This window comes from Odoribacter sp., from assembly GCF_985060555.1.
The window spans coordinates 1-24,018 of sequence record NZ_CFKYFN010000061.1 but is presented as its reverse complement, the minus strand read 5'-3'; the positions used below and the strand labels follow the sequence as shown (position 1 = coordinate 24,018).

The window sequence follows — 24,018 nt, the reverse complement described above, 5'->3', positions numbered from 1 at the left end:
ATACCGGAGTAAAGCACCGTACTCACTATGGATCCCATCCCTTTGACTGAGGAGCTTTTCAAGAAGCTTGATCATACGGCGCTTAAGCATTCTTGTCCTTGAAGTTCTCCTCTTTCTTTTCTTGCAGCAGGACAGATAGGATTCCGCCACATTCCTGTATTTGTTGCGCGGACGTCTTATGCCCAGATCCATGCAATGCCGGCATATATGGCTGTTGAGCCATTCGATGCTTTCCCAAAGGAGTTTCATGTCCGTAGGAAAACGAATGTGGCTCTCATAACATGTGGCATCGGTCATGCAGACGTGAAGGTTTGCAAGATAAGGTTTCCAGTGTGAAGCCAGGATCTCCTGGAAGGAATCAATGTCAAGGCGGGAGGCTATCTCATTACGGATAGCACTGACTATCTTGAAGTTGGTTATGGGAAGGGACGGGGGGATCATGATTCCACAGAAAATCTGGTAATGTATGTTACCGTTCAGATGTTCCACCAGCTGCCTGTCGGAGAAGCCGGTGTATGCCTTCAGCACCATAAGGGCGATCTTTGCACAAGGACTGAATATGTTCCTGCGGCCCAGGCGCCGCTCCGACAGGCCTGCGGCTTTTGCCATACATTCAAACGGAAACAACGAATGAAGCCTGCCAGGCTCACTCTCATGAAAACTCTTGCGGTAGTTTTCCAGAATATCAAATTCTGTAAAACCCAAAGTAGGGTGAATTTCTGAAATATTTTGTATCTTCGCCATATCTTAGTTTGGATATTTCCCCCGTTTGGGCCGTCAAACCTTGTTTTCGGGGGAATACCTAAAGATACAAAAAAGCCAACTAATTCGCAATAATTTAATTATGAATTAGTTGGCTAATTTTATACTATTTACTGAATGTCCCTATTTAAGTTTAAAGTAAACTTTTTCAGGATAATACAGTTTTTACGATATACCTTCGACGATTAATAGAGTCCTATTTCGGCCAATGTCACCTCATAAGCCTGCACATAAAGCGGCGTAGTGACCCTTACCCGTACATAGCGTGCCTGTTTCTCACCGGCAAACGGGATAATGTTGGTCTCACCCGTACTGTTTCCTATCTCCAACTCTTCCAACCAAGTGGCGTATTGCCAGCTATTCCCATCCGTAGAGACATAAATCTTGACGGTATTGGGAGCTTTGGCGCGCTTCTCTGCGTTCAGACTGCTGAAATAGGTTTGTACCAATTTTAGCCCACGGAGTGTTTTTTCAGAACCCAAGTCCAAATCGAGGTCGTAAGTGGTCGACTCCTTCATGGCATACGGTTCCCAACAGCTGTATGGGTCATTATCGGTAAGGTATTCCAAATGCGAATTGGCACCGCCTTCATCTGCGGGGTTAGATGTAAACTTCTGACCGCTTAGGTTGAGGTAATCGTATTCCGGCAGTTCCGGTTCTCCCATTTCGGTAATGAGTGAAGCCATCAAGTCTTTATAGTGCTGATTGTAACGCTCTATGGTCAACCCATTCAACTCTTTCAGCGTCTTGAGCACGAAATTACTCATTTTTACGTCATACACTTTGCTCTGGCTGCGTTCGATGTCGTCCACCATCTCTTCAAGAATGTAACGGTGCTTACCCAGAACCAATGTTTTCAGGTTGGGGAAGTTCAGCAAATCGGCGAAATTGCTGAACGAGCGGTCCAATTCCAGTGTCTCTACCGTGTTGGCCCATTCTTCCGGAATAGACTCGTATCCATATTGCCGCAGCATGTCTTGTCTGAAGTCGGCATTGTAGATTTTGTTGTGTTCCAATTCGATGGGTTGGAATACAATCTCATCGGTGCAGCCGCTGATATAGCCTTTCCGGTAAAACTCCACAGGTTTAGAGAGGTCTATCTCTTCCGGTACCATATAGTAGAGGCTGTTGACAATCTTCTTGGTCAAATCCAGCCGCCCGGTGGTTCCGTCCTTTTTGGTATAGGTCAGGTATGCCTCGTTCACATTGTCTTCCCAGCCAAGAAAGAAGAGTATCAGACGATCTTGAAAGAAAAAGTGTCTGGAAATGACACGCGTGAAAGCCTGCACCATTTCGTGGTTTTCGGTGTAAGGACGCCCGTAGTCGGTGCTTTCCAGAGAAGTGTTCCCATTTTTATCGACAGCACATATCGTCACTTCATAGCTACCGTCTTCCAAGTCCGTGATGTCGTACTCGGATGTTTCCCGGTCCACTAATTCCTCTTTCACCATAGCGTCTTTCGACCAGGTTATCCTGATGTGCCTGATGACTGGGTCCGGACTGTTCGTCCATCTTACTTGCAGACGGTTCCATCCCGGTTGAATGGTGAGGTCCGTACATTTTCCCAAGTACCGGACAGGTCCGTTACCGGCAAAATCCTCATAGGTATCTTCTAACGATTCGCAAGATACCATCACCAACATGGCGAATAATAATCCTATATATTTTTTCATGTTCATGTTCCTCCTTTAGTCTTTATCAGCGTATACTTCCAATTCGTGTAAAGTCAGATATTTCTTTATCTTGTTCGTCGTTTCGTCCCGTTCGTAGATGCTTTCCAGATTGAACGCACTGTTGAATTTGATTTTCAGGTAGCGGAACCCTTCCCTTTGTTTGGTGATATCGACGGAGAGGGCCCGATAAATCGGGTCGACAGCCTGTAATTTTTGCAGAGAGGTGCAACTATGTTTCCCGGACGTACCGCTACATGTTGCCGCATGATAGGTCCAGCGGTCTCTGTAGTCAGCATCCGGATCATCTTCGAAAGAAGCCAGCTCCTCCCATTGCAGGGCATCCCAATTGTGGCTATCCGTATTCTCCCTGCAACCATAAATGGTGACGGAGGAGGGTAGTTTGTTGGCAAAGAAGCGACTGAAGTACTGCGGTCCGATGTAAGGGGTATTGTCCGGTGCAGTTTGAGGGCAGTTGCTACCAAGGTGTCGCATGGCGTAGAAACGCAGTTCCGAAATGGGACGCAGTTTCTTCAAATCGATATACATCGGTTCCGAGTTTTCTCCCACACCGTTCTCTTTCGAGATAAAAGTGTAATAGAAATGCCTGTTTCTTTCCTCGAACCAGGTAGCACCGTTTACATCGCCGTCTTTCAGGTACTGGAGTCCGAGTTTCTCTTCCGGCACTTCCCAGGAGTTCGCATAGAAAATGTCGAACAAGGCGGGGTCAAGACGTTCGGTGTTGAAAGCCTGTATGTTCTCCCATACCCTTTCTTTCACCATATATCCCCGATAGTCCTCCACCCGTACGATAATGGTGTGGAAGGCGCTTTTCTGTTTCGGAGTATAATGTTTGACATCTGCTCCGGCACTCAGCGGGAACGATTCAATCAGGATAGTGTCCGGTTGTTGGTCGATAGGATTACTCCCCAAATAGAACACGTGGGCCATGCCTGTTGTGCCTTCCGGATTGTCGAAACTCAATGTGCAACCGTTCCATCCGGATTGGACTTCCGCATTATTGATAAAACAAATAGGCGAGGAATCCAGCGTGCCGAACTGTATGTCAATAGGCTGAGACTCTGTATAATCTTGCCTCAAGAAAGTAATTTGGGCGGGAATATTGTTAACCGACTCATTGAATCCCGTCAAAGTCAGCTTGTCGGTTGAGTTACTTCCTGTTTTCAGAATAGGATTTCCGTATACGTCCTGATAGCGTACATTGATGGCTATGATTTCCGGGTCGTCCGGCAATGTGTATTGTAACAAGGCCCCACCCATAATCGGAGTGAAATGAAATCCTTCGGCCGATATTTCTACCGTAAAGGCCTCATCGCTATCATTACAGGAGGTGAATGCCCAAACGGCCATAATCAGATAAATCAATTTCTTCATAGGTTCTATATTTTTTAATCTATACTAATTACCAATCGGGATTCTGCACACATCCCGAAATCATTACTTCTTCACTTCCGATGGGGAAGAGATAATCGCGCGGAGCGGTAAAGCTGCGTTTCTTCCATACCACAATCGGCTTGGTATAATTGTTGAAGAAACGTTCCTCCGTGTCACCCAAGATATTCCAGCCGTACAGAGGAGTGTTCAGCTCTTCGTGGGCTGTCATCCAGCGACGCAGATTATAGAAACGGCGTCCCTCAAACGCAAACTCGATGTTCCATTCCTGACGGATGATTTCACGCATACCGGCTTGCGTCGTTACTTTCTGGGGATTTCGCGCATAATTATTCCAAGCGTCACGCACTTTGTCGATGCCGGCGCGGACACGTACCCGGTCCAATGGAGCATACACCCGGTCGTCCGGTTTATCCAAATATTCGTTCCAAGCTTCGGCTGAGGCCAACAACAAGTCCGGCAAACGAAGCAGAATATCGCCCGACTCGGAAGTACTATTGGAGTAGTAGTCTTTGAACGCCACATCCGCATTGTCGAACTTCTTGATATAGTAACCGGTAAGGTTCTGCGGAGTCTGGATATCGTAATTTTTGGAGGAAGTTCCCATCCGTTGTCCTTGCAGACAATTGCAGTAGAGGGGTTCGTTACCGCCACCTACAGTTTTCTTATACCAGTAGGTGCCATGGGCCGCGATATCTGCATAAAATCGGGGTTCGCGACGCAGATGCAGGCTCAGAACCTCTTCGTTCAACGGGACGACATTCCGGTAGCGTTCATCATTTTCCCTGCTCTTTTCGTAGCGGGAGGCAACCCATTGCTTGTCTTCCGAGAGAGGAAGACCGTGTTCGGTATAGAACATTTCCACCATCTTCATGGAGGCGCCAAAACCACCTATCCGAAACTGATCGTAATAGTCCTGATCTTCTTCAGGAACGCGGAAATGATAGAATACAGGCGGTGTGAATCTCTGGTGACGCACACAGAGCAGCGCTTCCTTATTGGCATAGTCATAGTCGAGGCACGACTGTTGAATATTCCGGATGGTATTCAGCATAGAAGTAGGCCATACAGTACTGCCCTGTACGAGTTCCTTACCTCCTTCTTCAGCTATTTTCAACGCTTCATCGGCAGCTTCGGCAGCGGTTTTCCATTTATTTCGGTCATATTCGGGGAATAGTCGTTCGCCCTGCTTATTCTTCATATCTGCCATCATTTTATTCCCGTTAAACAACGGTGAGGCGGCATAGAGCAAAGCCATGGCTTTCAGAGCCGCAGCTCCCTCTTTGGAGAAGTAGGCGTAGTGGTTTTGTTCTTGTTCCCTGTAATAAGGAAGTTTGGGAATGGCCAAATCGCATAGGTCGACAATAGCTTTCACCACCTCATCGATGGGACGGCGGGGTTGTTGCATCACTTCGATAGATGCGGCGGCATCAATGTTCTCGGGCACCAGAATGATGGGGCCGTAGCGGCGCATCAGTTCGAAATAATACTGTGCTTTCAACGCTTGTATTTCGGCTTTCCACAAATCTTTTTCTTTCTGTTGCATGTTATACACCCCGTCGATATGGTCAAGAAACAGGTTGCAATAACGTATACCTCCGTAAAATTTGGTGCTTTTCCACACATTGCCATAAGGAGACTGAGCCATTTGCAGGCCGTCGGCAATCATGATACCTGGCATGACAGTGGGGTTATTCAAACGTATATAATCGTCGGCCACCACTTCATCGGTACCCCAATAGGCCGGACAAGTCATGATGTCCGAAATATCCATGGTAATCATTGAATAACAGGTCTTGAACCAACTGTAAGCGCCTTCACGCTTTTCAAAAGTGGTTTCGATGGTCTCTATGTCATTGTCGGGCACTACATCCAAGTAGTTGGAGCAACCACTAATGACAGAGAATAAAAGAACCGAAACACCGGATAATATAATATGCTGTATTTTCATCATCATACGTTTTAGAAACTAATATTGAATCCTAAAGAATAAGTTCTTTGAATAGGATAATTGAATCCGTTCTCTCCCAACTCAACATCCCACAGTTTGAAATTGGTGAAACAAAAAGGGTTGTTGGTGCTGACAAAGAACTTCATATTTTGCATTCTCCATTTATTCAACAACTTTCGCGGCATGTTGTAAGCCAACTGGATGGAGGTGCAACGCAAGAAACTGCATTCACGCATAAAATAAGTACTTTTGCGGGTTTCAGCTCCGGCGTACCAGTTCTCTTGCGGATTGTGTGCCGTGATATTCTGCGGAGAAAGACGGGGCCAAAACGGACGGGTGGCCATGTTATCCTCTGACCAGTGATCGTTATAGATAGCCGTCAGCATGGCATGATTGCCAACAAAGGGCGAGATGGCGCTGGGATTGACAAAAAACGTGCGCTTGCCGGAGCCTTGGAAAGAGAAACTGAATTCGAATCTCTTGTAATTAATGAATCCGCTAAAGCCATATATCAATCTTGGCGTTTCCGGATAGCCGATATAGGTGGCATCGGCCACTGTAATGCTTCCATCACCATTCAAGTCGCGATACTTGATATCGCCGGGCATCACATCACCGTCCTGGCGGGGCGAGTTGGCGATTTCGGCTTCGTCGCGGAACAGTCCCTCGGCAATGTAGCCAATCGCCTGACTGATTTCTTTGCCTTTCATGCGTTGCCAGGATGGTTTGTTGGTAGCCTCCTCTATTTCTTCATACTTCACCTTATTATAAGTAAGTGTTCCGTTCAGAATCACCCAAAAGTCATTGCTGAACTGATGTTGTATTTTAGCAGAGAGGTCAATGCCTCGCGAGCGGGTTTTACCGATATTGTCCAACGGTGCCACCTCTATACCCACATTGGCCGGGATGACATAACGTTTGGAGAGGATGTTATGACGGAATTCCTGATAAATGTCAGCCTGTATCTCCAACAGTCCTTTGAACAGCTTAGTCTCAACACCTAAATTGGCCTGTTCGGCAATTTCCCACTGGATATCCTCATCACCGTAAAAGTTGATGATTCTACGGTTGAAACCGCCTGTTCTGTAGGCTTCCACATCTTTGGTCGTTCCCGAACTTGTAGATCCGATGTCCTGCAAATACACATAGCGCGGCGTAGAAATAATGCCGTCATTACCTACTTTTCCCCAAGAAAAACGGAACTTCAGAAATGAAAGCCAGTCGGAAGTACGCTGCATCCACTTCTCGTTCGATGCAACCCAAGCGGCACCGAATGCCGGAAAGACTCCCATTCGGTTGCCTTTGGCAAAACGTTCGGAACCATTGTATCCTACACTTACCTCACCGAAATAGCGGTCTTTGTATCCATAAGAGCCCCTTACGGAATAGGTCAGGTTACGCTGTGGCATGCCGTTCAGCACAGACTGGATCGGGGTGAAAGTACGTTCGTATGCCTGGACTACACCGGTGAGAGAGGTTTGATGGTTACCCCATGCGGCAGTGTGATAAAGACGCCCCTCATACGTTACACGCGTGTCGGTAGTGTTGCCTCCTCTTCCGGCTCGCAGAGTCTTGGAAGCCAAAGCATTATCTTTTCCGGCTAGGGTATGTTCTCCCGTTTCAAAATCGTAGCTTTTTAGATAATATTTGTATGGAGTGGTTGTAAAGGTGTTATCATAGTAACCCGATTGAACATAAGAAACGCTCAGCCGTGCCTCCAAACCTCTTACTAAAGAACTGAGATTATGAATATATTCCGCTTTGTTGGTAGTGGAATAGCGTGTCCGTTCCTTGTATCCTTTTTGGTTTTCCATATAAGGGTTGGCCGCTCCGTCCGAAGTCGTACCAAAACGGATATGAGGCCAGTTATAGGTCGCGTCCGCCGGATATATCGGAGCGAAATCGACAGGCGATGCGTTAAATGCGTATTGATAAGCCGAAGTCTGGTTATTGTCCGGTCCATGATACTTGTCGATGTTGGTGGACGAGTTGATGACCAAACGGATACCAGAAGTCAGGTTGATGTTCAGATTCGTACGGAAACCCACCTGATGATTACTGATATTGCAGTCGTAATCATTCAGCTTATCCGATTTCAACATCCCCTGATCGTAGTTGTAATTTACCGACGCATAGTATTGAATCACTTTGGAACCGCCACGGATGGTTACACCTGCCCGATGGTTAATGCTCTGGTCTTTGAATAAAAGTTTGTACCAGTCGTTTGTGGGATACACCCAAGACGGGTATCTACCGGAAGCGGTACGGTTGATGTACTCGACACTATATTTGGGTACTCCTGCATTGGAACGTCCCATAATGGCCTGGTTGTACATTTTCATGTATGTAATAGGGTCTACCACATCGATTTCTTTTGTCGGGCGGCTTACTACCACTTCATATCGGGCTGTGGTATACACACTGCCTTCTTCTCCTTTTTTAGTGGTCACCAGAATCACTCCATTTGCACCACGCGCACCGTACATGGCGGTAGCGGACGCGTCTTTCAGTACGCTGAACGATTCGATGTCTTCTACGACCAAGCGGGAGAGTTCCAGTTTGGAGGATTCTACTCCGTCAATCAAGATTAGTGGATCGGAATTGGCGCTGGATTGGAAAGAGGTGATACCCCGTATGTAGAATTTGGTATTCATTTCGTCTTCGGTGAGCGCTCCGGGAAGCCCGCCTGTTTGCCAGGCAATCATACCGGGAATCTTTCCGGCGAAACTAGTGGTAAGATCGGAACTGGCACTTTTCAAATCACCCGGGCGGACAGTAGTGATGGACGAGACAACGCTCTCTTTTTTCTGCTCTCCGAAAGCGACTACTGTTACTTCTTGCAAGTTTTTGCTTTCTGGTTCCATCTCCACTTTGATGTAATCCCTACCTTTTATAGGAATCTGATCGGTTTTGTAGCCGATAAAGGTGAAATTGAGCACATCATTGGGTTGTACTTTCAGACTGAACTCTCCATCGAGGTCAGACACAGTTCCCGTATGGGTGCCGTGGATAATGACGTTCGCACCCGGTAGCGGCAGACCGTTTTCATCCACCACCTTTCCTTTCAGTCTAATGGGTTCTTTTGTGGCAGAGTCCGATTTGTCTTTTCCTTTTGCAGTGACAGTGATAAACTGACGATCGATGGTGTAGGTCAGCGGATAGCTGCCTATGATTTGTTTTAGGGCTTCATGAATGTCCTTGGTGCGGACAGTTCCCTGAAACTCATATTGGTTCACCTCTTCTGTGATGAACATGATTTTAAAATTTGAAGCCTTCTCCAAAAGCTTAAACACTTGGGAGAGTTTTTCTCTCTTCTCAATTTCCAATACAATCTCTTTCTGATTGCTTTGCGCGACGATTATGCTGGGAAAAAGCAATGCAGTGAGTTGTATCAGAACAAAGACACCTAAAAGTTTTTTCATAATTAGTATTAATAAAGGTTTTCAATTATATATCGTAATATCCCGTTTTTAAGGTACCCCTTATTAAAGTGTTTTTTAATAAAGATTAAAAAAATATCTCTTTTTCCTGTCTCTGACACTGCTGTTTCAGGGAGCAAGGAAAAAGAGATTGCTTTTGTTTAGAGACAAGCCTTTCGGTGTCTTACCGAAGATATACCGTATTTCCGCTAATGGAAACCTTGATTTTCTTCATGTGATTCAATAATGTAACGGCCCGTTCCAAGGTTTCGTTACGGACACAGAAGTAGCGGATTTTTAAATCCATCAGTTCTTTGTTCTCAAAAATAACGTTGATATTATACCAGCGTCCCAATTCTTTCATAACGGCAGAAAGTGGCGTATTGTCGAAGTAGAAATAGCCTTCTTTCCAATAGATAAACGGATCCAAGTCGACATTTTTTATAACCCATTTACTGTTTTCTGTCCAAGTGGCCTCTTCACCGGGATTCAAGCAGACGGCCCCGTCCTCAGATTCATGACAAACTTCTACTTTTCCATTGATAAGGGTTACATGGACTTCACCATTCACATAATGACGTACATTAAGTTCCGTGCCTAATACCCTGGCTTGCAGTCCGTCGGTTTGCACGACGAACGGGTGACTGTGGTCTTTGGTTACCTGAAAGTATGCTTCACCACTTAGCTGCACAATCCGTTCGTTACCTGTGAAGCGTGACGGATAAGTCAAACGGCTTTCGGCATTCATCCATACGTTGGTTCCATCGGGCAGCACCAGTTTGAAGTTTTGTCCCCGAGGAACAGAAAGTACATGCATTTCTATCTTTTCCTCTATGGCAATTTGAGTGTTTACCGGGACATCATGATAAGTAAGTTCGGCGGAATCGGCCTTATCCAGGGAAGTGCTGATGGCATGCAACTCTTCTTTAAGGGGCACTTTAGTAAGAGCGATATGTTTGCCCGTACTGGTCTGAAGTGTCACTTGCTGCTGACTCTCGGTCGCTTGAAATACCATATAGGGATTTTCATGGACAGGATAGCCCCTATACCATGTATAAAGAAAAACAATCAGAAACGAAGCCGCCACGCCCGTCGTGATTCCCCATAGAAAACGGTGATTCGCCGTGAGACGTGAAGGAGCCGTCTTTTTGGAGGAAGCTGCATTTTTCTGCCGTGCGTGAAACCGTTCCCATTCAGCTTCGGAATTGGGAGCACATTTCTCGAACCTACGTGCCACAGCGTTTTTGCAACGCAATAGTTCTTTGCATACATCGAGTGCTTCAGGGTCGTTGCTCCACTGTTCCAACTCTTCCTCGGATAGATAATGTCCTTCTTCGCATAACTCGACTATCTTTTCCCATTTATCTTCTTGCCTGTTCCGTTCGTTCATTACTGTTCTCTTTTTAATGTAAAAACATAAAGGTATGGTATCTGTTCCCCCCTTATTTCATTTTTTAGCATTTTTAAGATTACGGCTCTTTGAGGCGTGTTCTAAAAGCCTTCAGAGCACCCACAATATGCTTCTTCACAGCACTGGCGCTGATATGAAGTTCCTCGGCCGCTTCGTTATATGTTTTTTTCTGAAAATAACACAATTCCAATATTCGTGCGGTTTGTGGCGTGAACTCCGACAGCATGTGGTACATGATTTCGATTTGCCGTTCAGTCTCATCGTCGGTTTCCTCCTCTTCCTCATTGCCGAACATGTGCAGATAGAAATCGGCATAACGCCCTTTAGCCGTCTCGTGGCGGATGTAATCCACACATTTGTTGCGTACGAGCGAATACATGTACTTGCTCCAGTTGAGTTCCCGTTCTTTATTTCCGGACAAGATAACGCTCCATATCGATTCGAATGAGTCGGACACGATGTCGCGGCATATTTCTCTTTCACCGATCATCTGATAGGCGAAAAAGTAAAAGCGGGAATAATTCTCTTTAAAGAACAACTCAAAGTCTCTATATATACTCAACGTTCGTGTATTTTAATAGTAATAGGATGTCCGCTAACCGGATATGTCTGCAAAAATAAAATAATTATTGATTTTTCCCGGTCAGATCTTTTCCAGATCTCCTTTTGCTACCCATCCTTCATTGCCGTCTGCCATCCGGATATTGTACCAATCCCCCAATTGGCCTACGACACGGACTTTCAGCCCTTCGTGAATCAAAAACAGGCTCGTACCGCTATTATCCGGCGCACCTTTTACCGTCACACTCGGAGTTGTAATAATCGCATACTCTCTGTCGGTGACTTTCTTATCCTGCTGCATAGCAAAAAACATCGTCCCGACAGTCAGGAAAAAGACTATAATCCCCACGACAAAACCAGTCTTTTTGATACCGACCGAAGGAGAATAGAAAAATAAAGCTGCCATTACCAAAAAGAGGATAAAGAGAGTAACCGAGATATATCCCCACTGATCGGCGGAAAAATAACCGACAAACCCTTTGTACCACCTCACCAGAAACAATTCGGGCAACACTTCGATTTTGTCTACGATAGCTTGCTGGGCCATTTTCAGGTTGTAGCGGGCAGAAGCATCCGAGGGGTCTAATAATAAGGCCCGTTCATAATTCAATATGGCCTGCGTATTCTCTCCCAGTTTATAATAACAATTACCCAGATTATAATATAAGATAGCCGATTCCATGCCACCGGCCCTCAATTTCCGGTATATTTCAGCTGCTTCATTGTATTTTCCCTCCCGGTAAAATTCCTCTGCCTGTTTCTCCGATTGCGGATCAATAGCGGCTAAGGCACACAAACTTATCAGTAAAACCGGCAATATCAACAATATCTTTTTCATAGTTTCTAATCTTTAATCACCGGATGGCTTTATCCAGCTTTGTAATCACATCAATACTATCTGTATATACTTTCCCCATTTCCTGATCGGAATTACTTCCGGGAGCATAACGGGCATATTCACAAGTATCCAATACAGCGATAAATTCCTTGATTCTGTCTTCCTCTACTCCTTTCGACTGGAGAATTTCACTGATATTATCCCGGTTCAGTTCGGCACGGTCGATATTCAGTTTATAACTCATATATCCCCAAAGGGCTTTCAATACTTCATCGTAGAATTGCTCTGCATTGTGATTTTTCATCGCGCTGGCAGCCACTTTGAGGCGTTTGCGGGCCATCTTGTTGGCCGCTTTATTCTTCACCCGGACTATATCAGCATTCGCTTTGATTCTCCGGCGATTCAAGACTGCACCGACAATAAACAGTACGAACGGAATCAATAAAGCCAACCAGTATAAGGTAGTTCCGAAGAAACGTACCCCGGCAGCCTTCAGGTTCAATCCCTCCGTTTTCAGGTAACGGATATCTTCACCCACTTTACGGACATCTTCTTTCTTGAACGACTTCACCTGATTACCGGTCGAAGTTTCCACCTGCCCTTTATCGGCTCCTTTTCTGACATGGATATTGTATTCAGCCCCCGCAATGGTCTTGTAAGTGTTCGATTGTGAATCGAAATAAGAAAACCGAATGGCCGGAATCTTATAGTCTCCGGAATAACGGGGGATGATCAGGTATTCAAAAGAAACACTACCCGCCATGCCATTTTCCGTAATATTCAGATCTCTGGATTCTTTCGGATCATACACTTCGAAATCCAGGGGGAAATTAATCGTCGGTGCTTTTAATAACTTCAGGTTGCCCGTTCCGCGGAAAGTCACTTTATAAGTGATCGCATCATTGGCATTCACCGTATCCGCCGAAAGGGAGGTGGCCATCGTTACATTCCCTACCGTTCCGCCAAAACCGGCAGGTTTCCCAAGCTGAGGAAGTTCTTTCACCTGAATAGTGACCGGTTTACTTCTCCGCATCGCCCGGACATCTTTGTAATTACCGAAAAACTCGTCGAAGAAACTACGGCCTCCGTTAGCTAAACGCTGACGGACAATACATTCCAACTCGAAAGGCTCGATCGTAATCTCTCCGGTATGTTGCGGATACAACAATACTTTCCGGATAGTTCCGACATTGTAAATCTGCCCGTCCACCGCTTCCCGAACCAATTCGATACGTTGCGGCGTGGGTACTTCTTCGGCCAGAAATCCGTTGAAATCCGGAAATTTAGTTCTGCCCAGATTGACCAGATCGACCTTTGTATACACTTTAATCGTAGCCATCAGACTTTCTCCCATATACAGGCTACGCCGACTGACCTCGACTTTAACGAACAGGTTATTGTCATTGACTGTAGCATTGGCATCCGGCTGCACCGGCCGGTTTGTCGCCGCCTGATTACCGTTTGAATTACGACTACCTTCGACGACCTCTATTTTCAGAGCATTGGATGTATATTCTTTTCCATCGATAATCACTGTCGCTCCGGGAATCTGAAAAGTACCTTTTTTAGTTCCTTCCAAAATATAGGTATAGGAGAAAGTGACATTCTGCGTCATTTTCCCATTGATATTCGATGAATAAAAAGATTGTCCTACGGAAGGTCCCATCAGCAGGTCGAATCCTTCCAGGGTAGGCACTTTAAGATTGTCCCCTTCTTTATTCAGGGTATATTCCAACTTAAACTGCTCACCGACGGCAACTACAGAAGGAGCAGAAGCCTTGAATTCTACATTTTGGGCGTAAGCCAGTGAAGTGAAAAATAACAATATGATTAATCCGATTTGTCTCATTGCCATATTTATTTAAGCCGCAAAATTACCAATCTTTTTCGATTTTCATTTTCTTTGCTTTCTGTTCCTGTGCTTTTTGTTTCTGCACTTTTTCCTGAACATTCTTTTCATCGTTCTGCAAAGCCTCTAACAAACGTTCCGCATCCTCCTTAGAAATCTTACCCTGCTGTTGCTGAGGGTGTTGTTGTTGCTGGTCTTTATTCTGATCATTTTTATTCTGCTGGTCTTTATTCTGATCTTGACGGTCTTTATTTTGCTGGTCTTTGTTCTGATCTTGCTGATCCTTATTTTGTTGGTCTTTGTTCTGATCTTGCCGGTCTTTATTCTGATCCTGTTGATCTTTATTCTGATCTTGCTGATCCTGGTTTTGGTCCTTATTTTGGTCTTGATTATCCTTGTTCTGATCTTTGTTTTGATCTTTATTCTGATCCTTGTTCTGATCCTGATTCTGTTGATCCTGTTGTTGTTTATGGCGTGCAAATTCCAGGTTATATTTCGTTTGTTCAGAAGCCGGACGATTCCTTAATGAGTTTTTATACGCTTCGATGCTCTCGTCGGTTTTCTCCATCGCTAACAAAGTATTCCCGATATTATGATAAATTTCGCCCAACCGTTCTTTATCGGTTTCTTGTTTTGCCAAAGCAGAAAACTGTTCCAGAGCTTCATCGTACTTTTTCTGCTTATATAAAGCATCGGCCATATTAAAAGCCGCTTCAAATGAATTTGCCTTTTTATCGGCAGCTTTACGATATTCCACCTCAGCCTTTTCGAAATCCTGTTTTTCGAATAATTCGTTTCCTTCCCGGATAAATTTCCGTTCTTGCTGAGCAATAGCGGGCCATGCAGCCAACAAGGTCACCACCGTTATTATCATAGACTTTACCATAACATTCATCATTTTTCGTACATTATTATCGTCAATCCGATTCTCTGTCTTTTCTTTTAGCGTTTGAAAAGATTGATCTTCATAAAATGTTTATTCTTTCTGCCCAGAATCATAAACTCCACAAAGATGAAAAACAACCCCACCAACAGGAAGTACTGGTACTTCTCGGCATAATCACTATATACCCGCTCTTCAAGCAAGCTTTTCTCCATACGATTGACTTCGTCCAGGAGCCGGTTAAGTCCGACTTCGGTATTGCTGGCCCGGATATACAGCCCCTCTCCGGCTTTAGCTATATCCTGCAAAGTTTGTTCGTCCAGTTTGGAGATGACTACATTCCCCTGTGCGTCCTGCATAAATTGTCCGGGTTTTCCTTTCTCCGGGATCGGAGCACCCTGTTCCAATCCCATCCCTATGGTATGGATTACGATTCCTTTTTCATGGGCTTGCTTAGCAGCCGCAACCGCATCATCCTGATGGTTTTCTCCGTCCGTGATGACAATAATCGCTTTGGACGTCTCGGTTTCCGGTGTAAACGACCGGGCGGCCAGATCGATCGCACTCCCGATAGCCGTCCCCTGTACCGGTACGATATCCGTACTGATATTCGACAGGAAAAGCTTGGCCGAAGAATAATCGGTAGTAATAGGTAATTGCACATAAGCATCCCCCGCAAATACAATCAAACCGATCTTATCGTTCGATAATTTCTCTACCATCCGGGAAATGGCCATCTTAGCTTTTTCCAAACGACTGGGTTTGATATCCTGTGCCATCATCGAATTGGAAACGTCGAGAGCGATCATCAACTCTACACCTTTTTTCTTCACCTGCTGCAGTTTCGAACCGAACTGAGGGCCTGCCACTCCGACAATGACAAACAATAAGGCCAGCATCAGCATAACGAACTTCCACGTGCCCCGCTTGAACGATAAAAGAGGCATCAAAGGCCCGAGTAATTCCGGATTACCGAATTCTGCTATCGCCTTCTTTTTTCGTCGGATCATCACCACATAAAAAACAATCAACAGTGGGATAACAATCAAGAGATATAATAATTCAGGATGTGCAAATCTAAACATAGCCAAATAATTTTACGGTATTTTCCTTAAAAGAGTATACTTCAGAACTGCCTGTGCAATCAGTAAACACATACCCAGCAAACCGAAAATAAAATACTGTTCATTCTTTTTACTGAAATGTTTCACTTCTATCTTACTTTTCTCCAACTGATCGATCTCGGAATAGATCTGCTGTAATTTATCGTTATCCGTCGCCCGGAAATATTTACCGCCGGTCACGTTAGCAATCTGTTGTAATACCCCTTCGTCGATTTCCACAGGCATATTCTGCAATTGCACGCCGAAGGGAGTGGGAACAGGATAAGGAGCTTCGCCATAGGTTCCGACTCCGATCGTATATACCCGGATACCGAAAGCTTTAGCTAATTCGGCAGCCGTGACAGGTGCTATCGCTCCCTGATTATTGATACCGTCTGTCAACAAAATCACCACTTTCGATTTACCGGGGCTATCTTTCAACCGGTTGACCGCATTAGCCAAACCCAGACCGATCGCCGTTCCATCCTGGATCATACCGCTTTTCACCTCCCGGAGTAGATTGACCAATACAGCCTGATCGGTAGTCAACGGACACTGAGTAAAGCTCTCGCCGGCAAAAACCACCAATCCGATTTTATCCTGAGGACGTTCGAGGATAAATTTCGTAGCCACCTCTTTAGCCGCCTCTAAACGGTCGGGCGTAAAGTCACGGGCCAGCATACTCGTGGAAACGTCCAGAGCCAGTGCGATATCGATACCTTCACTGGTATAAGTTTGCCAGCTATTACTGGACTGCGGACGAGCCAAGGCCGTCACCAATAAGATAATGGCAAGCAATTCCAATACGAACAAAACATGCCGCCACCAGATCCGGCCGGAATGTTTGATCCCCTTAAACGCCTGTAATGAAGAAAACTGTAAATCAGCATGCGACTTTTTTTCCTTCAGGATATACCAGACGATCATTGGTACTAAAAGTATCAATAACAGGAAATATTTCGGGTTTGCAAATTCGAATCCAAACATTTTATTTCAGTTTACAAATTAACTCATACACTCTTTTCAAAGTGCCTGATCGCCTCATTTATCTTTTACGTCTTCGGGAGTTTCGCTTTTTTCAGCTTCTTTTCGCTGTTGTTCTTCTTCCTGACGTTTTCTTTCTTCTTCCTGTTTCTGCTGCTGAGCAATTTCAGCCTCTACCCGTTGGTGAGTGTTATTGACAAATTCGTAAGCGGCATCCAGATAACGGGAATTTTCATCCTGCAAGGGAGTAAACTTAGCGAATTTCACATAATCGGCCGTCGTCAACATCTCTGCTATTCTCTCCCGTTCTTTGGCTTCTACCTCTTTACAATTTACCAAGGCCTGCATTGTTTCGGAGGAGGTCTGTTCCATGGCAGGTATAGCGAACTCTCCGTCAAGGTATTGGCGTACGGTATCCGTCAATCGGGTATAATATTCCTTTTCTTTTCCGGCCTGCCAAAGCTTATTGCCCTTGATTTCATCCAAGGAACGGATAGCCATGACATAAGGCGGAATCTCTTCTTTCTTCGGCGTAAACAAGGGTTTGTTCTTCCGCCTCCGGTCCCAATACAGCCAGAAGATCAGAATAAGGGCAATCCCTAACAAAACCCACAACAGATAAGGCAAAATCTCGGCAAAAGTCCAGGGTGCGGCATAAGGCATAACGATATCGTAATTCCCCTTTTGCGGATCTACCTGGAAAGTATTCACCACCAATCCTACGGGATCGGTCCGAACAATATTATTATATTCCTGACTTTCGATCGTAATGGGCTGAGGAGGCACAACATATACTCCTGTATCGAAAGCAGTGACGACATATTTTTCCTCCAAAAGCCATCTTCCATCCTTTTCTTTTACAGAATCCCGTACAGGACCGGAGATAATCTCCAATCCATGGACAACCGTATCCTGTAACCGAGGGAACACAATCCGGACTCCCGGGTCTACCTTCGCTTTAAAAGTAAGATGTTGTTGATCTCCAATCATCATATAATTGGTGTCAAGCGCCACCCCATATTCTACATGCTGAGCTTTCAGGGTCGCCACCCCTAAAAACAAGCACAGATATAATAATATTTGTTTCAAAACACTCCTCATAGTTACGATCTTTGATCAAAATCCATAATAATTAAGCCCTTTTCTTAAACAAAGTGATTAAAGCCCTGACGTAGTCTTCGTCGGAACGGATATTAGCGACATCGACTCCCGAACGTTTGAAGATTGCATCCAGTTCCTTTTCGCGGACAAAAGCATATTTTTCATACGCTTCCCTCAGCTTTTTATCGGAAGTATCCACCCACATCTGTTCTCCGGTTTCGGCATCCCTCAGGTACATCATCCCGACCGGAGGCAATTGATTTTCCCGGAGGTCGTATACCCTCAGGGCGACAACATCGTGTTTCCGGTTAGCGATAGCCAAAGCATGGGCAAAATCGTGCTCGTCGATAAAATCGGAAATAACAAAACAGGTACACCGTTTCTTGATCGAATTGGTCATATATTCCAATGCCTGTTCGATATCGGTCTGTTTATCTTCCGGATAGAAATCGATCAGTTCGCGAATAATATGCAAGATATGTGTTCTTCCCTTCTTCGGAGGAATAAATTTCTCGATCTTATCCGAGAAGAAAATCACCCCGATCTTATCGTTATTCTGGATTGCAGAAAAAGCAAGCACTGCAGCAATTTCGGTAATCTGGTTTTTCTTCAGTTTCGAAATAGTCCCGAAATTACGGGAGGCACTTACATCGATCATCAACATGACCGTCAACTCCCGTTCTTCCTCGAAGATCTTCACATAAGGACGGTTGTGGCGGGCAGTCACATTCCAGTCGATATTCCGGATATCGTCGCCGTACTGATATTCTCTTACCTCACTGAAAGTCATACCTCTCCCCTTAAAGGCAGAATGATATTCGCCGGCAAAAATATTTTTGGACAAGCCCCGGGTTTTAATCTCTATCTTCCGGACCCGCTTTAACAATTCAGAAGTTTCCATATCTAAAAGTAAAAGGTTAAAAGTAAAAGGTTAAAAACGACCTTCCGACTATGGAACCTCTACGGCATTCAGGATCTCGTTGATAATATCCTCACTGGTAATGTTATTGGCTTCAGCCTCATAAGTCAGGCCGATACGGTGACGCAAAACATCATGACATACCGCCCGTACATCTTCGGGGATGACATAACCACGACGTTTGATGAAAGCGTACGCTTTGGCAGCCTTGGCCAAACTGATGCTGGCACGCGGCGAACCTCCGTAAGCGATCATGCTGACAAACTTGTCGAGCCCGGCTTCCTGCGGAAAACGGGTGGCAAAAACAATATCGATGATGTATTTTTCAATTTTCTCATCCATGTATACATCCTTCACTACTTCACGGGCACGAATGATATCTTCGGGTTTCAGAATAGTAGATGCCTTAGGGAAGGCTTTCTCCATATTCTGACGAACGATCAGCTTTTCTTCTTCTTTTTTGGGGTAATCGATCACTACTTTCAGCATAAAACGGTCGACCTGGGCTTCAGGTAACGGATAGGTACCTTCCTGTTCGATCGGATTCTGGGTGGCCATAACCAGGAAAGGCTCGGGCAAACGATAGGTCATATCTCCGATCGTCACCTGACGTTCCTGCATCGCTTCCAATAAAGCAGACTGTACTTTTGCCGGAGCACGGTTGATTTCATCCGCCAGAATGAAGTTCGCAAAAATCGGTCCTTGTTTTACCACAAACTCTTCTCTCTTCTGAGAATAAATCATCGTACCGATCACATCGGCAGGCAAAAGATCGGGGGTAAACTGAATACGACTGAATTTCGCATCAATCGTAGTTGCCAGCGTATTGATGGCCAAGGTTTTTGCCAGGCCGGGAACACCTTCCAATAAAATGTGCCCGTTGGAAAGCATCCCGATCAGAAGTCCTTCAACCAAATGTTTCTGACCAACGATGACTTTGTTCATCTCCATGTTGATCATGTCCACAAAAGAGCTTTCCTGCTGTATGCGTTCATTCAATGCTTTGATATCAACAGTATCCATAGATTCAAATTTAAAGTTGTTATATCTTATAAAATTCTATTACGAACCAGAAAAAAATGTGTTACTTTCAAGCCCACATTTCTATCGAATCTCTATTTTTGTCAAATGTTAAAATTTTGAGTACTCCAAAATTAGTCAATCTAAGTTCAAATGTTAAATTCCTAGCCTTAAAAAAAGTTAACCCTCCGTTTAAGGTTTTGCAAAAAAAATATCAGGCTATCCGTCGACCCTGATATTTACACCTTCTTATTTCTTCTTATTCCCTTTAACACGCTGCCTGAGTAAATCACGTCCCCGGGAAATGAATATATAAATAGTGAATACAAAAATCAAACAACGTAAAATAAACCCAGCATTCAGTACCGGCTCAGCTCCCTTAAAATCACGGATTAACCAGGAAAGCATATAAATCAGTAAACCTCCTAACACAATCACCTGAATCAGAATAAAGTAACGCCTCCGGCTTTTCGCCGGCAAGGGGACCGCTTCATCTGCAATACTCCGATCTGCCTCCGTTCTTTCCGTCCGCTCCCTGAGCTGCTGCCAAAACCGTACCCCCAATAAGAGTATGAACACACAAAATGCTATAAATATAAGTGTATCTCTATCCATCGTTTATTTCAGATTAAACTTTTTTTAGCTACAGAGATTTCAAGTTATAAAAGTGCCAGCCCCCCCCGGAAAGGGCCGTAAACAAAACGAGGCACTCCCCCTATGCCTGCAAATGTAGGATAAATAGTCGAAAGTTCATAAAAACAAAATGAAATCCAGACTTTAGAAGTGGAGAATTTCCTCATAATTATGGAGAATATTTCCGATTCAGTCGAGACTAAATCTTTGGGATTTTCTGTTTAACGTTTTTTGCTGAAAAATCAGACTCAGACAACAGTGTTTTTTCAAAGCAGAGCCAAAGGCCCTCCCTACAGGCACGAAGCAAGCCTCGACAAACGGAAAGTTTCTTCACTTTCAAAGCCTAAATCAAACTGGTTTATACTCACTTCGACTCTGATCAGCTTCATCCTTTCAGGTCCCTTGACCAGCATCCCCCCCCTTTTTAATCGGTAAACTTTCGGTTCAGAGTTGAATAATTAATTCCGGACCTAGTTTCGCTAATAATCAGCTTCGAAGCCACCCTATGTCCAATTTACAGGCTGCACCTGCTAATCCGATACCCCGGTTGCAACGCAAGTATTCCTGACAAAATCGAACTTAATCGGCTGTTCGTTCCGAGATACAAATATTAATGGCATTCATACCTCTTTTACCACGCTCCAAGTCGAAAATAACGATGGCATTTTCTACAAGTTCGGAAAGAGCGTTGCTCACATGAAAAAAATATTTTTCAGTTCCTGACAGATCCTTAATAAAACCATACCCCTTCGAAACATTAAAATACTCTACCCGCCCTTTACGGACCTCAGGAGATTCTTGTCTGGGAGTCGAGATCACAATTTCTTCATGGTTTATCTCTTCCTTTTTATGATTCGTTTCCGGAGGTGTCGAAGTAATCCGGCCATTTTCATCGACATAGGCTATCATATCTTCAAAACTATTCGTATTACCGGATAGTTTTCTTTCTTCTTTCCGGTTTTGTTTTTCTAATCTCCGGGCTTGTTTTTTCTTCTCGTTTTCTTTCTTACTGAATGTCTGTGGTCTTGCCATTTAACTGTATGAATTGTTTATAAATAAAAAATAAAATTTATCACCTAATCGAATCGTAAGATTATTCCGACACCTATTCGTCTCCGGTGTTCGTGTTTGAAGACCATCGGAGTTCTGCCGAGTATCATCATGCTTTTTCTGAACGACCGAGCGATAGTGTCTGAGAGAAACGTAACGTAAAGTTTTTGCGCAGCAAGGAGTTCCACCGGGCAGGAGAAAAACCGATGAAATCGACAAAAGCCTTAACGGAGCGGTCCAGACGAACCGGTCTGACGACACAGCAACCGAAATCGGAATAGAAAAACTAAATCCCAGGAATTTTCCATCTACTCAGGCCGAAACTTCAGCCCTGCAGAGTTTTTTTCCGGTCAATTTCTGGATATTATCTACTAGTTTTCGTTCTTCCTGAGAACAAAATGTAAAGGCCGTTCCTGCATTCCCAGCCCTTCCGGTCCGTCCGATGCGATGTACATAAGTTTCAGGGACATCAGGCAGATCATAATTGATCACTAACGGCAACTCATTGATATCGATACCCCGGGCCGCAATATCGGTAGCCACCATCACCCGGGTCTTTCCTGATTTAAAATTTCCTAAAGCCGACTGACGGGCAGCTTGACTCTTGTTTCCGTGAATAGCCTGACTTCCGATTCCGGCTTTGCCCAATACCCGGACAATCCGGTCGGCATTATGTTTCGTACGGGAGAAAACCAATACCGATTGATTTTCAGCTTTCCGTAAAAGGGATATCAATAAACGTCCTTTCTCGGCTTTCTCGACGAAATAAACGAACTGTTCGATAGCATCGACAGTCGGAGATTCAGGAGTAATGGTGATTTTCACAGGATTTTTCAATAAAGCAGAAGCCAGCGTAACAATCGAATCGGGCATCGTCGCCGAAAAAAACAAGGTCTGTTTTTCTTTCGGAAGCTTCGGTAATATCCGATTAATATCGTGAATAAACCCCATATCGAGCATACGGTCCGCTTCGTCGAGCACGAAATATTTCACCTGATCCAGGCTGAGAAACCCCTGACTCATCAAGTCGAGCAAACGCCCCGGAGTCGCAACCAGAATATCGATACCTTTTTGCAACATAGTAACCTGCGGACGTTGGTTTACTCCTCCAAACATCACACCATGACGAACCGGGGTATACCTGGCATACTCGTCTAAACATTCACTGATTTGTAAGGCCAGTTCGCGGGTCGGCGTCAGGATCAAAGCTTTGACTCCCTTGCGTTTCGTTATAATCGGATCTGCCTGTAAAAGCTGGATGATAGGAATAGCGAACGAAGCCGTTTTTCCGGTTCCTGTCTGTGCACATCCCAATATATCTTTTCGGGACAAGGCTACAGGGATTGCTTGCTGCTGAATCGGTGTCGGCCTGTTATATCCTTTTTCCTCAATAGCCTTTAAAATCGGCTGGATTATATTTAATTCTTTAAATGTCATATATTATTATTTTGCTGTACGTCAAAACAGCATTTATTTTCACTATTTAATTTTCTCTGCTGTATCGGATCTATATAGAACATACAACAGAAATGCCGGGGTAACATTAATATGTTTTAATGGGGCAGAAAGGTCATCCGAATAAATAGGCTGGGAAAAAACGTTTTAACAAACGATCAGCCTTATTGAATAACTAGTTAAACTTTCAACACTCATTTCTCAAAGGAAAAAGAACAAAAAAGTTTAATAAATCTGTTTCAGAAACGGAACACTTCAGGACTGAAAACTCCTGATCTCACATCGAAAAGAAAGAATAAATCGAACTTCATTGTTGAGTGTTATAAGACACCCGAAATAAAACTTATAGAAGAGGTTAGCTGGAAAGCCGAATAGTTGATTTTTCAGCCAACCCCTTATCTGATCACCTGATCAATATCGCCTGGAATTACTGTTTCTGTCACGATATCCACCGTTAGACTGTCTTTCAGTGCGAGGACGTGCAATACTTACCGCAATCACTTTATGGTCATATTCTGCACCATTCAATTCATCGATCGCTTTTTGTCCTTCTGTATCGTTAGTCATCTCGACAAATCCGAATCCTCTGGATCTTCCGGTTTCTCTGTCCGAAATAATTTTTGCAGAAGAAATTTCTCCATACTCTGAAAATAATTCGTTTAAGTCTGCATCGGTCGTGCCATAGCTTAAACCTGAAATGTAAATGTTCATTTGAAATTAAAATAAAATTAATACTAATTAGAGAGCAGGATAATTAAAGAAGAGACTTACTTATTTTGAAGAAGAACTTTGACGATAACGATTCATAAACTCTAACTGTCCACAAAGGTAATGCAATAAATCGGATAAACAACCTTTTGTTCCTTACTTATTTATGAACCAACCGGTGAAAATTATGCTTTATTAACGATCACGGGGACGGGGGCAAATTTGGGAAGTTTTTCCCAAATTCCCCAGCCCCCGGGGTACAATAAAATAAATAACAAAGGATGGTTT

General features: G+C 44.3%; 19 protein-coding genes. All 19 read right to left on the bottom strand.

Annotated elements, in window-relative coordinates; translation table 11 throughout:
- The coding region (locus AC5RDS_RS08185; protein WP_494222292.1) for a transposase at positions 1 to 744 on the bottom strand (744 nt) is incomplete at its 3' end.
- A 203-nt stretch (positions 745 to 947) separates the two neighbouring features.
- Entirely contained in the window at positions 948 to 2,435 is a 1,488-nt protein-coding gene (locus tag AC5RDS_RS08180) for a DUF4998 domain-containing protein (protein WP_167535986.1), read from the bottom strand.
- Positions 2,436 to 2,450: 15 nt separating this feature from the next.
- The gene (locus tag AC5RDS_RS08175) at positions 2,451 to 3,827 is read right to left on the bottom strand and encodes a DUF4959 domain-containing protein (protein WP_013611446.1); all 1,377 of its coding nucleotides are present in this window, start codon (positions 3,825 to 3,827) and stop codon (positions 2,451 to 2,453) included.
- Positions 3,828 to 3,855: 28 nt separating this feature from the next.
- Complete coding sequence (locus AC5RDS_RS08170) at positions 3,856 to 5,802, bottom strand: RagB/SusD family nutrient uptake outer membrane protein (protein ID WP_049782829.1); 1,947 nt, start codon at positions 5,800 to 5,802, stop codon at positions 3,856 to 3,858.
- Between the two features lie 5 nt (positions 5,803 to 5,807).
- Complete coding sequence (locus tag AC5RDS_RS08165) at positions 5,808 to 9,218, bottom strand: SusC/RagA family TonB-linked outer membrane protein (RefSeq protein ID WP_013611448.1); 3,411 nt, start codon at positions 9,216 to 9,218, stop codon at positions 5,808 to 5,810.
- Between the two features lie 181 nt (positions 9,219 to 9,399).
- Positions 9,400 to 10,605, bottom strand: a complete 1,206-nt coding sequence (locus AC5RDS_RS08160; protein WP_118107028.1) for a FecR family protein — start codon at positions 10,603 to 10,605, stop codon at positions 9,400 to 9,402.
- 79 nt (positions 10,606 to 10,684) lie between these two features.
- Positions 10,685 to 11,188 (bottom strand): RNA polymerase sigma factor, encoded by a 504-nt coding sequence (locus AC5RDS_RS08155; RefSeq protein WP_013611450.1) that lies wholly within the window; start codon positions 11,186 to 11,188, stop codon positions 10,685 to 10,687.
- 81 nt (positions 11,189 to 11,269) lie between these two features.
- Positions 11,270 to 12,025, bottom strand: coding sequence for a tetratricopeptide repeat protein (locus tag AC5RDS_RS08150; protein WP_306445372.1), 756 nt, complete (start codon positions 12,023 to 12,025; stop codon positions 11,270 to 11,272).
- Between the two features lie 16 nt (positions 12,026 to 12,041).
- Complete coding sequence (locus AC5RDS_RS08145; RefSeq protein ID WP_046403048.1) at positions 12,042 to 13,874, bottom strand: BatD family protein; 1,833 nt, start codon at positions 13,872 to 13,874, stop codon at positions 12,042 to 12,044.
- Between the two features lie 25 nt (positions 13,875 to 13,899).
- Positions 13,900 to 14,760, bottom strand: coding sequence for a tetratricopeptide repeat protein (locus AC5RDS_RS08140; protein ID WP_013611453.1), 861 nt, complete (start codon positions 14,758 to 14,760; stop codon positions 13,900 to 13,902).
- Positions 14,761 to 14,816: 56 nt separating this feature from the next.
- Complete coding sequence (locus AC5RDS_RS08135; RefSeq protein WP_013611454.1) at positions 14,817 to 15,842, bottom strand: vWA domain-containing protein; 1,026 nt, start codon at positions 15,840 to 15,842, stop codon at positions 14,817 to 14,819.
- Positions 15,843 to 15,854: 12 nt separating this feature from the next.
- Positions 15,855 to 16,847: a vWA domain-containing protein gene (locus AC5RDS_RS08130; protein ID WP_013611455.1), complete on the bottom strand. Its 993-nt coding sequence runs from the start codon at positions 16,845 to 16,847 to the stop codon at positions 15,855 to 15,857.
- Positions 16,848 to 16,901: 54 nt separating this feature from the next.
- The gene (locus AC5RDS_RS08125; RefSeq protein WP_013611456.1) at positions 16,902 to 17,945 is read right to left on the bottom strand and encodes a BatA domain-containing protein; all 1,044 of its coding nucleotides are present in this window, start codon (positions 17,943 to 17,945) and stop codon (positions 16,902 to 16,904) included.
- Positions 17,946 to 17,976: 31 nt separating this feature from the next.
- Positions 17,977 to 18,846 carry a DUF58 domain-containing protein gene (locus AC5RDS_RS08120; RefSeq protein WP_494222291.1) on the bottom strand — a complete coding sequence of 290 codons (870 nt, stop codon included), beginning with the start codon at positions 18,844 to 18,846 and terminating at the stop codon, positions 17,977 to 17,979.
- 48 nt (positions 18,847 to 18,894) lie between these two features.
- A complete protein-coding gene (locus tag AC5RDS_RS08115) occupies positions 18,895 to 19,887 on the bottom strand; it encodes an AAA family ATPase (RefSeq protein ID WP_013611458.1) in 993 nt (330 codons plus the stop codon).
- 246 nt (positions 19,888 to 20,133) lie between these two features.
- Complete coding sequence (locus AC5RDS_RS08110; RefSeq protein WP_167535987.1) at positions 20,134 to 20,463, bottom strand: hypothetical protein; 330 nt, start codon at positions 20,461 to 20,463, stop codon at positions 20,134 to 20,136.
- 633 nt (positions 20,464 to 21,096) lie between these two features.
- Positions 21,097 to 21,549 carry a cold-shock protein gene (locus tag AC5RDS_RS08105; protein WP_013611461.1) on the bottom strand — a complete coding sequence of 151 codons (453 nt, stop codon included), beginning with the start codon at positions 21,547 to 21,549 and terminating at the stop codon, positions 21,097 to 21,099.
- A 330-nt stretch (positions 21,550 to 21,879) separates the two neighbouring features.
- The gene (locus AC5RDS_RS08100; RefSeq protein WP_494222290.1) at positions 21,880 to 23,004 is read right to left on the bottom strand and encodes a DEAD/DEAH box helicase; all 1,125 of its coding nucleotides are present in this window, start codon (positions 23,002 to 23,004) and stop codon (positions 21,880 to 21,882) included.
- Between the two features lie 429 nt (positions 23,005 to 23,433).
- Positions 23,434 to 23,733 carry an RNA-binding regulator gene (gene rbp, locus AC5RDS_RS08095; RefSeq protein WP_013611463.1) on the bottom strand — a complete coding sequence of 100 codons (300 nt, stop codon included), beginning with the start codon at positions 23,731 to 23,733 and terminating at the stop codon, positions 23,434 to 23,436.
- Positions 23,734 to 24,018 lie beyond the last annotated feature (285 nt).

Coding starts and splice junctions, on each gene's coding strand:
- AC5RDS_RS08180 (WP_167535986.1), bottom strand. CDS start 2,435: ATGAAAAAATATATAGGATTATTATTCGCCATGTTGGTGATGGTATCT.
- AC5RDS_RS08175 (WP_013611446.1), bottom strand. CDS start 3,827: ATGAAGAAATTGATTTATCTGATTATGGCCGTTTGGGCATTCACCTCC.
- AC5RDS_RS08170 (WP_049782829.1), bottom strand. CDS start 5,802: ATGATGATGAAAATACAGCATATTATATTATCCGGTGTTTCGGTTCTT.
- AC5RDS_RS08165 (WP_013611448.1), bottom strand. CDS start 9,218: ATGAAAAAACTTTTAGGTGTCTTTGTTCTGATACAACTCACTGCATTG.
- AC5RDS_RS08160 (WP_118107028.1), bottom strand. CDS start 10,605: ATGAACGAACGGAACAGGCAAGAAGATAAATGGGAAAAGATAGTCGAG.
- AC5RDS_RS08150 (WP_306445372.1), bottom strand. CDS start 12,025: ATGAAAAAGATATTGTTGATATTGCCGGTTTTACTGATAAGTTTGTGT.
- AC5RDS_RS08145 (WP_046403048.1), bottom strand. CDS start 13,874: ATGAGACAAATCGGATTAATCATATTGTTATTTTTCACTTCACTGGCT.
- AC5RDS_RS08140 (WP_013611453.1), bottom strand. CDS start 14,760: ATGGTAAAGTCTATGATAATAACGGTGGTGACCTTGTTGGCTGCATGG.
- AC5RDS_RS08135 (WP_013611454.1), bottom strand. CDS start 15,842: ATGTTTAGATTTGCACATCCTGAATTATTATATCTCTTGATTGTTATC.
- AC5RDS_RS08130 (WP_013611455.1), bottom strand. CDS start 16,847: ATGTTTGGATTCGAATTTGCAAACCCGAAATATTTCCTGTTATTGATA.
- AC5RDS_RS08125 (WP_013611456.1), bottom strand. CDS start 17,945: ATGAGGAGTGTTTTGAAACAAATATTATTATATCTGTGCTTGTTTTTA.
- AC5RDS_RS08120 (WP_494222291.1), bottom strand. CDS start 18,846: ATGGAAACTTCTGAATTGTTAAAGCGGGTCCGGAAGATAGAGATTAAA.
- AC5RDS_RS08115 (WP_013611458.1), bottom strand. CDS start 19,887: ATGGATACTGTTGATATCAAAGCATTGAATGAACGCATACAGCAGGAA.
- AC5RDS_RS08105 (WP_013611461.1), bottom strand. CDS start 21,549: ATGGCAAGACCACAGACATTCAGTAAGAAAGAAAACGAGAAGAAAAAA.
- AC5RDS_RS08100 (WP_494222290.1), bottom strand. CDS start 23,004: ATGACATTTAAAGAATTAAATATAATCCAGCCGATTTTAAAGGCTATT.
- rbp (WP_013611463.1), bottom strand. CDS start 23,733: ATGAACATTTACATTTCAGGTTTAAGCTATGGCACGACCGATGCAGAC.